This window comes from Nocardia sp. NPDC101769 (assembly GCF_044766925.1).
Lineage (GTDB): Bacteria > Actinomycetota > Actinomycetes > Mycobacteriales > Mycobacteriaceae > Nocardia.
Map to the genome: position 1 here is coordinate 1 of NZ_JBIWMX010000121.1, position 2,129 is coordinate 2,129.

At 64.6% G+C, this 2,129-nt stretch carries 2 protein-coding genes and 4 pseudogenes; 2 read left to right on the forward strand and 4 right to left on the reverse strand.

Annotation, left to right across the window (positions count from 1 at the left end; all coding sequences use genetic code 11):
• Positions 1–134: 134 nt before the first annotated feature.
• Positions 135–354, forward strand: a pseudogene (locus ACIRRA_RS45810) (recombinase family protein); the annotation flags it as partial.
• Positions 343–552 (forward strand): hypothetical protein, encoded by a 210-nt coding sequence (locus tag ACIRRA_RS45815; RefSeq protein ID WP_402782393.1) that lies wholly within the window; start codon positions 343–345, stop codon positions 550–552. The pseudogene ACIRRA_RS45810 and the gene ACIRRA_RS45815, both read left to right, overlap by 12 nt.
• Before the next feature lie 93 nt (positions 553–645).
• On the opposite strand, the gene ACIRRA_RS45820 is transcribed toward ACIRRA_RS45815, so the two are convergent.
• From ACIRRA_RS45820 to ACIRRA_RS45835, 4 genes and pseudogenes are all read right to left on the reverse strand, one after another.
• A complete protein-coding gene (locus ACIRRA_RS45820) occupies positions 646–1,065 on the reverse strand; it encodes an integrase core domain-containing protein (protein WP_402782390.1) in 420 nt (139 codons plus the stop codon).
• A 38-nt stretch (positions 1,066–1,103) separates the two neighbouring features.
• Positions 1,104–1,289: pseudogene (locus tag ACIRRA_RS45825) on the reverse strand (IS3 family transposase); the annotation flags it as partial.
• 28 nt (positions 1,290–1,317) lie between these two features.
• Positions 1,318–1,635 (reverse strand): annotated as a pseudogene (locus ACIRRA_RS45830) (MMPL family transporter); the annotation flags it as partial.
• Between the two features lie 64 nt (positions 1,636–1,699).
• Positions 1,700–1,888, reverse strand: a pseudogene (locus tag ACIRRA_RS45835) (hypothetical protein); the annotation flags it as partial.
• Positions 1,889–2,129 lie beyond the last annotated feature (241 nt).

Below are 2,129 nucleotides of genomic sequence, written 5' to 3' on the forward strand. Positions count from 1 at the left end.
CCCCACCGACCTGGGCATCCAGGCAACGAACCCGGACATCTCCGATCTTAGGGACTCTAATACCAAGTGGACTCATTCATCGGGGACGGCCCACACTCATTGACAAGGCATCCCACGGTAAGCAGAGCCTGACCTCCCCCGGCGAGGACTCGCCGATGGCGACCCTGTCGTCGGTGATGGGCGCTTACGCCGAGTTCGAACGCGCGCTGATCCTGGAACGCCAGCGTGAGGGCATCGCCGCGGCCAAGGCCCGCGGCGCCTACACCGGCCGCAAGCCCGCGCTGACCGACGCCCAGGCCGGCCAGTTGCGCGAGCATGCCGGCGGGTGAGTCGAAGTCGTTGTTGTCCAGGGAAGTCGCGCTGATCGACTTCCTCAACCACTACAACCACGACCGACCCGACGCCGGCATCGGCCACCAGCCCCCAATCAGCCGCGTCCCGCTACGCACCTACCGACTCACCGACACCGCAATCACCCTCCCCACGAGCCCACTGCCGAGCGGACCCGAACAACGCGCCTTCGAGATCGACATCGTGGAACCAATGCCGTGAGACACCACAGCTAGGCACTCCAACACGCCAAACTCGGCATTACCGTGCACTGAGGAGCCCGGCGGCTTCCGGACAGTGGCCCCGTAGGGCTTTCTATGCCGCCATCTGCTGATTCAGAAATTCGGCATGGACCTGTAGTGGTGCCTTGTAGCCGAGTCCCGAGTGGAGACGTATCCGATTACAAAATGTCTCAATGTATTTCACAACCGCACGCCTTGCATCGGCGCGGGTCGCGAACGAAACACGATGCAGCCACTCATTTTCCAGGGCACTGAAGAACGATTCCGCCATCGCGTTGTCCCAACACACACCGTCCGTCCCACCGATTGTCGCATCCCCATCCGAGTCAGTTTCTTCCCGAAATCGTAACTCGTGTAGTTGGATCCGCGATCGGAAACGAACTTCTGCCTCGGGCCCGCCGCGGTGAAGTCGCGGCCCACCAGATCGGGGATCCGATGGTCGATGTCGGCGTCGGTGGTGACCGGCCGCCACGGTCGCGGCTGGACCGGCCACAAGCCCATCTCCCGCATCAGCTTGCGCACGGTATCGTCGTCGACCACGTGACCGGAGCCGGTGAGCACCGCGTGGATACGCCGGTACCCGTAGGTGCGGTAACTGTCGTCGAACACCTTCCGGATCATCAACTTCAAATCCTCGCGCCGGTCCTCGGATTCGGGAATCCGGCGCGATTTCCATTCGTAGTAGCCCGATCTCGACACATCGAGATTCCGGCACATGAACGCCACAGAGTAGGCCTTCGGCGAAGCCCATTTGGGCCAGCATCGAATTGCCTGCCAGCATCATCGAGGCGAAGGTGCCGGCCAGGATGAGGCCCGCGGCGGCGATGGTGGGGCCGGTGTGGCGGAGGCTGTGGGCGGCCGCGGTGCGTGGGTCGTTGCCTTCGGTGGCTTCTTCGCGCAGGCGGGCCACCATGAGGATGTTGTAGTCGGTGCCGAGGGCGATGACGAACATGTACATGATGATCGGGAGCGAGAAGATCAGGCCCGAGTTGCCCTGTGCCCGTTGGAATACCAGCACTGCTGCGCCAAGGGTGGCGGCGAAGCCGAGGCCGACCGCGCCCATCAGGTGCCAAGGGTGCGACGACGCTGCGCAGCAGGACGGCGAGCACGAGGGCGATGAGGATGGCTGCTGCCGGGAACACGATTTTGTAGTCGTGGTTCATGGCGGCCTTGAAATCGACCAGTACCGAGGTTATTCCGCCGACATAGGCGCGGCTCCCGGTCGCGCGGCGGCGTGCGCGCTGTCGCGCAGCGGTCCGCAGACCGTGGCAAGCGCGGCGTCGGAGGTCGGTTCGGTGGTGAGGGTGACCTGGTATTCGGCGATTGCGCCGTCGGTCGAGACGCGCGGTGCACCCACCTGCCCGACACCGGGGGTGGCGGCCAGCGCGGTCCGGTAACCGCCGAGCTGGGCGTCGGTGAGGGTGTTGTCCGTGTGCAGGTAGACCAGGGACGGCTGGGTGGCGCCGGCTGCGAGCAGATCTTCATCGACAAGGCCTCGGGCAAGCTCGCCTCCCGACCGGAGTTGAGCAAGGCACTGCTGGTGGCCAACCGGCCCAA